The sequence below is a fragment of the Streptomyces sp. TBY4 genome (assembly GCF_024213195.1).
Taxonomy (GTDB): domain Bacteria; phylum Actinomycetota; class Actinomycetes; order Streptomycetales; family Streptomycetaceae; genus Streptomyces.
Window position 1 is genome coordinate 287651 of the sequence record NZ_JANAVF010000010.1, and the last position, 7558, is coordinate 295208.

A 7558-nucleotide genomic window follows, 5' to 3' on the forward strand; every position below is an offset into this window, starting at 1 on the left:
GTCGCTTTTGCCAACGTCTGCCCGTTGCGAACGGCGAGTTGGCACTGTGTGCCCCGAACATGGGTTGCGGGCCGCCGGTCCCGCCTGGTGGGGAGCCGAGTGCTGCTGCAAGCGGCCGCACGGCAGACTCTGGCAGCGGCACGCAGTGCCATCAATGAGGTACGGGTGCCAAGTTCTGCGAATCTTCGGCGGTGCATTTGCCAAGCTTGCGAAGGCCGACCGCACGGCAATCGCACGTAATCTGAAGCCGGAGCGAGGCCGAGGGGGATCCAGGTGAGCAACACGGGCAAGACGTACGCCGGTGCACGGCTGCGAAGGCTGCGTGAGGAGCGCCGGATGACCCAGGCCGATCTGGCCCGGGTCCTGGCCATCTCACCGAGCTACTTGAACCAGATGGAGCACGACTCCCGACCGCTCACGGTGCCCGTCCTGCTCAGGCTCACCGAGGCCTTCGGCGTGGACCCCGGGTTCTTCTCGGAGCGTGACACCGGCCGCCTGGTCGCCGACCTGCGGGAGGCACTGGCCGGCGAGGTCGCCGAGGCCAGGGTCTCGGCTTCCGACCTCGCGGAGCTGGCTTCCCGGATGCCGGCCGTCGCCTCCGTCCTGCTGGACCTGGGACGGCGCAGCCAGCTCCTGGCGGACCAGCTGGCGGACACGGCCGACGGCAGGGACGGTGGTGGGCCGGTCGGGCCCCGATCGCCGCACGAGGAGATCCGCGAGTTCTTCTACCGGCGCCAGAACTACCTCCACGACACCGACTTGGCCGCCGAAACCCTCGCCGGCGCGATCGGCATCCGTCCCGGTGAGGTCGTCCGGGTGCTGTCGAAGCGGCTCGCCGACCAGCACGGGATCCGTCTCACGGCGGACTCCGACCGTCTGCACCACTTCGACGCCGGGACGCGGACACTGCACCTGTCCGGCCGGCTCCGCCCCGGACAGCAGGCCTTCCGCATGGCCACCCAGCTGGCGCTGCTGGAACACGGGGCGGAGCTGGACGGGCTGGCCGCCGAAGACTTCCCGTCAGGCTCCCCGGCGCACCGGCTGGCCCGGATCGGCATCGCGAACTACTTCGCCGCCGCGCTGATCCTCCCGTACGGCGCCTTCCACCGGGCCGCCGAGGAGTTCCGCTACGACATCGAGCGGCTCACCGACCACTTCGGCCTGGGCTACGAGACCGTCTGCCACCGCCTGAGCACCCTGCAACGCCCCAGGCTGCGCGGGGTGCCCTTCTCCTTCGTCCGGGTGGACCGGGCAGGGAACATGTCCAAGCGGCAGTCCGCCACCGGATTCCACTTCTCCCGCGCCGGGGGTACCTGTCCGCTGTGGAACGTGTACGAGTCCTTCGCCGCGCCCGGCCGGATCCACGTCCAGGTCGCCGCCATGCCGGACGGGCAGCGGTACCTGTGGACAGCCCGGGCGGTCACCCGCCACCGGGGCGGCTGGGGCGAGCCCGGCAAGACCTTCGCCATCGGCCTCGGCTGCGAGATCCGGCACGCCTCCCGGCTCGTCTACTCCGACGGCCTCGACCTCGACAACGCGGCGGCGGCCACCCCCATCGGCATGGGCTGCCGGCTCTGCGAACGCCTCGACTGCCCCCAGCGCGCCGTCCCGCCCCTGGGGCGGGCCCTGGCCGTCGACGAGAACAGCAGCACCTTCATCCCGTACCCCGTGGCAGACGGCCAGGGTTGAGCATCACCCCGGGCCGAGCCGCCGCCCCGGTCGCCCGATCGTCTCGCGCCTTGGCCATCGCCTGTGATCAGGGACTCAGGGGCTTGGCGGTGGGCCGACGGCGCGGTAGCGTCACGGCGACATAAACAGATAGCGACGACGGCGAGACGGAAGCCCGGTGTGAATCCGGCATGGTCGCGCCACTGTGTGCTGCGGTGACTTCCCCACGGGGAGGTGGCTGCGGCGAGTCAGACCCGCGGACCGTCGTCCTGCACCACCGTATGGGACGCGTGTTCCCCGAGGAGGTTCCACCATGGCCGAGGCCGTTGCTTCCGCTGCCATACCCACCCCCACCCTCTCCCCGTCGGCTCCGCTGCCCGTGCGCGCGGTCCTGCCCTGGGCCCTGTTCGTCGGCCTGCTGATGCTCGTGGCCCTGTACTTCGTCGGCGCGGAACAGGGCGCCACCGCCGTGTTCGCCGGCGAGGCCGTGCACGAGTGGGTCCACGACGGCCGTCACCTGCTCGGCTTCCCCTGCCACTGAGAGGCTCACGCACCATGTACGCCTCCACTGTCAGAGGTCTCCTGGTCCGCGGCATGCTCGCGGGCCTCATCGCAGGACTCTTCGCCTTCGCCGTCGCCTACGTGGTCGGTGAGCCCTCGGTCCGGGGCTCCATCGCCGTCGAAGAGGCCGCGGCCGCCAAGGAAGCCGCCCCCGTGTCCGGCCACGCCGGTCACGGCGACGCCGCCCCGGCCGAGGAGGAGGAAGAGCTGGTCAGCCGGCCCGTCCAGTCCACCGTCGGCCTCGCCACCGGTGTCCTGGTCTACGGGGTCGCGCTGGGCGGCATCGCCTCCCTCGCGTTCTCCTTCGTCCTCGGCCGCGCCGGCCGGTTCGGCCCCCGGGCCACGGCGGCCCTCACGGCCGCGGGCGCCTTCGTACTCGTCTACCTGGTGCCGTTCCTCAAGTACCCGGCCACCCCGCCGGCCGTCGGCAACCCGGACACGATCGGGCAGCGCACCACGCTGTTCTTCCTGATGATCCTGCTGAGCGTGCTGCTCGGCGTCGGCGCGATCATCCTGGGTCGGCGACTGGCTCCGCGTCTGGGCAACTGGAACGCCACCCTGACCGCCGGGGCGGGCTTCGTCCTCGCCACCGGGCTGGCCTTCCTCGTCCTCCCGGACAACACCGACGCCGTCAAGCCCGACTTCCCCGCCGCGCTGCTGTGGGAGTTCCGGGTGGCGTCCATCGCCGTCCAGCTCGTGCTGTGGACCGTGTTCGCCGTCGCCTTCGGCGTCCTCGCCCAGCGGCTCCTGGCCCACCGCACCGATCCCGCGGGCACGGAGGCCGCCGCGCCCCAGCCGGCATCGGCCCTCGGCTGACCCGCACACCGCGCCACCCACGGAGCCCTGCCACCCGGAAAGTCCGGGCGACAGGGCTCTGTCCGTTGTCTCACCGATCCGGATCGACTCCGCGCCCTGCGGGGACCTGAGGGCGCCGTGCCCGATGACCGGGCACCGGCTGGAGTGCCCGCCGGATTTGGCTGGCAGGTGCATGACGAGATTGCGGGGTGCGGGGCTACCTTCTTAGGGCTCCGGAGGGGCGGCTCTCCGAACGTACGGGCCACCGGCGGGCGGTGGCGGCGTCTCCGGTGCCCCGGTTCCGCCGAGGGGCCGGGTCCCCCCCACGCATGAAGGAAGACGACCATGTCTCTGGGCACTTGGCTGAAGGTCGGCACCTCCGCCGCCGCAATGGTCCTCGCGGCGGCAACCGCCGCGACCGCCGCACCCGCACCGGACGCCTCCGCAGCGGTAGTGACGCTCCGTTATGACGACAGCCGGGCCGGCGGCTGGGAAGCGGCCATCACGGCCGGCGTCGCCGCCTGGAACGCGAACGTCAGCAACGTCCGGCTGGTGGAGGCCGCGCCCGGGGTCCGGGCCGAGATCGTCATCGTGGCCACCACCGGCTGGCCGCAGGCCACCCTCGGTCCGGTCCGTCCCGGGCGACAGGTCCGGGTCGAACTCGGCGCGCAGGCCGTGACCCAGGGGTACGACAAGACGCGCATCGCCGCGCACGAGCTGGGCCACAGCCTCGGCCTCCCGGACACCAAGCCGGGCCCGTGCTCCCAGCTGATGTCCGGCTCCAGCGCCGGGACGGCCTGCACCAACGCCGTGCCCAACGCGACCGAGCGGTCCCGCGTGCAGAACGCGTACGCGAACGGACTCGCGGCAATCGTGCCGACCGACGGCCGGATGCTCATCGACGCCCCCTGACCGGCGGGCCGCTGCCGCACCCCATGACGTGCTCGGCCCTGGGGGAGACCCCAGGGCCGAGCACGAAGCAGACGCGTCTCAGCCCTGCGCCAGCCCGTTCCGGGCGATCACCTGCGCGTACCATCGCGCACTGTCCTTCACCGTCCGGCGCTGGGACGCGAAGTCCACGTGGACGATGCCGAAGCGCTTGCTGTACCCGTACGCCCACTCGAAGTTGTCCAGCAGGCTCCACAGGAAGTAGCCGCGTACGTCCACGCCGTCCTCGATCGCCCGGTGTACGGCCGTCAGGTGCGCGTCCAGGTACGCCACCCGCTCCGGGTCGTGGACCAGACCCTCCGGGTCCGCGTAGTCGTCGTACGCCGCCCCGTTCTCCGTCACCAGGAGCGGGAGGTGCGGCAGTTCGTCGCGCAGCCGGGTCAGCAGCTCGTACAGGCCGTTCGCGTCCACCGGCCAGTCCATCGCCGTGCGCGGGCCGGCCGCCGGGGTGAACGCCACGTGCTTCTCGGCGCCCGCCCAGGGGGCGGGGGAAGGGGAGGAGCCCGCCGAAACCACGCTGGGGGAGTAGTAGTTGATGCCCAGCGAGTCGATGGGGGTGGAAATGACCTCCAGATCGCCGTCCCGGACGAACGACCAGTCCGTCACCCCTGCCGTGTCCTCCACCAAGTCCTGGGGCAGCCGCCCGTGGAAGACCGGGTCCAGGAAGATGCGGTTCGCCACCGCGTCGATCCGGCGCACCGCGTCCCGGTCCGCCGCCGTGTCCGTCAGCGGGCGCAGGGCGTGCAGGTTCAGGGTCAGGGAGATCTCCGCGGCGGACGGAAGGTGCTCGCGCAGGACGCGGGCCGCGCCGCCGTGCGCCAGGTTGAAGTGGTGGGCGGCCCGCAGCGCGGCGAGGTCACTGGTGCGGCCGGGAGCGTGGACCCCGTTCCCGTACCCGAGGAACGCCCCGCACCAGGGCTCGTTCAGCGTCGTCCAGGTCGTCACCCGGTCACCCAGCGCCCGGGCCACCAGGCCCGCGTACTCCGCGAACCGGTGCGCGGTGTCCCGCTGCGGCCAGCCGCCCGCGTCCTCCAGCTCCTGGGGGAGGTCCCAGTGGTACAGCGTCACGACCGGCCTGATGCCGTTCGCCAGCAGCTCGTCCACCAGGCGGCGGTAGAAGTCCAGGCCGCGCTCCACGGCCGGGCCGCGCCCCGTGGGCTGGACCCGGGGCCAGGAGACGGAGAACCGGTAGTCCGTGACGCCGAGCTCCTTCATGAGCCGTACGTCGTCGGGCATCCGGTGCAGGTGGTCGGCGGCGATGTCACCGGTGTCGCCGTTGCGGACCTTGCCGGGCGTGCGGCTGAAGGTGTCCCAGATGGAAGGCGTCCGGCCGTTCTCGGTGGCCGCCCCCTCGATCTGGTAGGCGGCGGTAGCGGTTCCCCAGCGAAATCCGGTGGGGAAGCGCAGCCCCGGCCAGGTCTCGGGGCAGGTGCCCGTGGAGGTCGCCGGGCGGGCATCGACAGCGGTCATGAGACGGACACTCCAGGAAGTAGGAGGAGGGGAGGGAGAATCAGAGGGCGGCGACCCGCGATCCGCGAGCGCGTCAGCCCTTCACCGCGCCCTGCATGATGCCGCCGACGATCTGCCGGCCCAGCAGGCCGAAGACGAGCAGCACCGGCAGCGTGCCGAGCAGCGTGCCGGCCATGATCACCGACTGGTCGTTGACGTAGCCGCCACCGAGCTGCCGCAGGGCGACCTGCACGGTCGGCTCCTGCGAGGACAGTGCGATGACCGGCCAGAAGAAGTCGTTCCACGCCGTCATGAAGGTGAGCAGCCCGAGCACGGCCATCCCCGGCCGCGCGATCGGGATCACGATCGACCAGAAGATGCGGGCCGTGGAGGCGCCGTCCATACGAGCCGCTTCGATCAGCTCGTCCGGCAACGACTGGATCAGGTACTGGCGCATGAAGAACACCCCGAACGCCGACACCAGACCCGGCAGGATCACCGCCTGGAGCTGGTTCACCCACTGGAGTTCGGCGATCAGCATGAACAGGGGGATCACCCCGAGCTGCGGCGGGATCATCATCGTGCCGATCGTCAGCGTCAGCAGTGCGCCGCGGCCCCGGAACCTGAGCTTGGCGAAGGCGAAGCCGGCCAGGGTGCAGGAGAGCACCGTGCCCACGGTGATGGCCCCGGAGACGATCAGCGAGTTCAGCAGGGCCTTGCCGATGTCGGCCTCTTCGAGGACCGCCTCGAAGTTCTTGACCAGGTTCGGGCCGGGCAGCAGGCTCGGCGGCACCTGCGCCAGATCCGCGTTGGAGCGGCTGGCCGCGACGATCGTCCAGTAGAAGGGGAACGCCGAGATCAGCAGCGCGCAGCCGAGAATGAGGTAGGCGAGCCAGCCGCCCGTCATCGCGCCCCCGGCCCCGCCGCCCCTGCGGAACCGTGGGGGCCTGCCGGGCCGTTCCCGCGGAAGGCGGCGCGTGTCGGGCGCGGTCATCGGTCGGCCTCCTTGCGTGCGCGGCGGCGCGCGATCAGGGCGTTGGCCCCGACCAGCACCACGATCAGGACGAACATCACCCAGGCGATGGCCGCGGCCCGGCCCAGGTGGAAGAAGCCCCAGCCCTGCTCGTACATGTACAGGCCGAGGGTCTGGTACTGGTGCGATATGCCGCCGGACATCGACCCCTCGAACAGCAGCGGCTCGCCGAAGAGCTGGGTCGCGCCGATCGTGGAGATGATCACGGTGAAGACGATGGTCGGCCGCAGTCCGGGAAGGGTGACGTGGATGAACTGGCGCCAGCGGGAGGCCCCGTCCATCTCCGCGGCCTCGTACAGCTCTTGGGGGATCGACTGCATGCCGGCCAGGTAGATCAGCGCGTTGTAGCCGGTCCAGCGCCAGATCACGATCGTCGACACGGCGATCTGCGAGGCGACCGTGCCCGTCTGCCAGTCCACCGGGTCGATGCCGACGAGCCCGAGCACGTAGTTGATCAGCCCGAAGTCGCGGCCGAAGAGCTGCGCGAAGACGAGGGTGGCGGCGGCGACGGACGTCGCGTAGGGGAGCAGGATCGCGGTCCTGATGAAGGTCCGGCCGCGCAGCTTGTAGTTGAGCAGGTGGGCCAGACCCAGTGCCATGGCGAGCTGCGGCACGGTGGACAGCACGCCGATGGTGAACGTGTTGCGCAGCGCGGTCCAGAAGTACTCGTCGGTGAAGAGCGCGGTGTAGTTGGCGATGCCCCGCCACTCCATCTCGCCGCTGGTCTGGAGTTCCACGCGGTAGAGGGAGACGAACGCCGTGTAGAGGAGCGGGAAGAGGCCGAAGGCGAGGAACAGGGTGAAGAAGGGGGCGATGTAGGCGTACGGGGAGGCCTTGCGCCAGCTGCGCCGGAGCGCGGCGGCCGGACCGTGGCCCGGGCCGGACCCGGGACCGGGACCGGATCCGGGACCGGTGCCGGATCCGCTTCTGGCCCGGCGGGGGCCGGACTTCGCGGTGGAGGTGGGGGACACGATGCGGCCCTTCGGGATCGGGACGGGAGGGCTTGGCCGTCTCTTTCGGATCTTGGCGGCCGAGCCCGCGGCGTCTGGCGCCGTGCCTGGCCGTGCTGTCGGGGCGTCCGCGTACTGGACGTACTCGGTTGCC

At 71.3% G+C, this 7558-nt stretch carries 7 protein-coding genes and 1 riboswitch; of the genes, 4 read left to right on the plus strand and 3 right to left on the minus strand.

The window, feature by feature from the left end:
• Positions 1-273 precede the first annotated feature (273 nt).
• The 4 genes from NLX94_RS24520 to NLX94_RS24535 all read left to right on the plus strand — a co-directional run bounded on the left by NLX94_RS24520 (position 274) and on the right by NLX94_RS24535 (position 3936).
• The gene (locus NLX94_RS24520) at positions 274-1689 is read left to right on the plus strand and encodes a short-chain fatty acyl-CoA regulator family protein (RefSeq protein ID WP_308402514.1); all 1416 of its coding nucleotides are present in this window, start codon (positions 274-276) and stop codon (positions 1687-1689) included.
• A 148-nt stretch (positions 1690-1837) separates the two neighbouring features.
• Positions 1838-1922: riboswitch (cobalamin riboswitch) on the plus strand.
• A 59-nt stretch (positions 1923-1981) separates the two neighbouring features.
• Entirely contained in the window at positions 1982-2209 is a 228-nt protein-coding gene (locus NLX94_RS24525; protein WP_254385177.1) for a CbtB-domain containing protein, read from the plus strand.
• Between the two features lie 14 nt (positions 2210-2223).
• The gene (locus NLX94_RS24530) at positions 2224-3045 is read left to right on the plus strand and encodes a CbtA family protein (protein WP_254385178.1); all 822 of its coding nucleotides are present in this window, start codon (positions 2224-2226) and stop codon (positions 3043-3045) included.
• Positions 3046-3369: 324 nt separating this feature from the next.
• The gene (locus NLX94_RS24535) at positions 3370-3936 is read left to right on the plus strand and encodes a snapalysin family zinc-dependent metalloprotease (protein ID WP_254385179.1); all 567 of its coding nucleotides are present in this window, start codon (positions 3370-3372) and stop codon (positions 3934-3936) included.
• Positions 3937-4014: 78 nt separating this feature from the next.
• Here NLX94_RS24535 and NLX94_RS24540 read toward each other — a convergent pair whose 3' ends face one another.
• The 3 genes from NLX94_RS24540 to NLX94_RS24550 form a co-directional block, all read right to left on the minus strand.
• On the minus strand, positions 4015-5442 hold the full coding sequence (locus NLX94_RS24540) for a GH1 family beta-glucosidase (protein WP_254385180.1): 1428 nt from the start codon (positions 5440-5442) through the stop codon (positions 4015-4017).
• Between the two features lie 73 nt (positions 5443-5515).
• A complete protein-coding gene (locus tag NLX94_RS24545; RefSeq protein ID WP_254385181.1) occupies positions 5516-6415 on the minus strand; it encodes a carbohydrate ABC transporter permease in 900 nt (299 codons plus the stop codon).
• A complete protein-coding gene (locus tag NLX94_RS24550; protein ID WP_254385182.1) occupies positions 6412-7425 on the minus strand; it encodes a carbohydrate ABC transporter permease in 1014 nt (337 codons plus the stop codon). Before NLX94_RS24550 ends, NLX94_RS24545 begins: the two co-directional genes overlap by 4 nt.
• Positions 7426-7558: the final 133 nt, after the last annotated feature.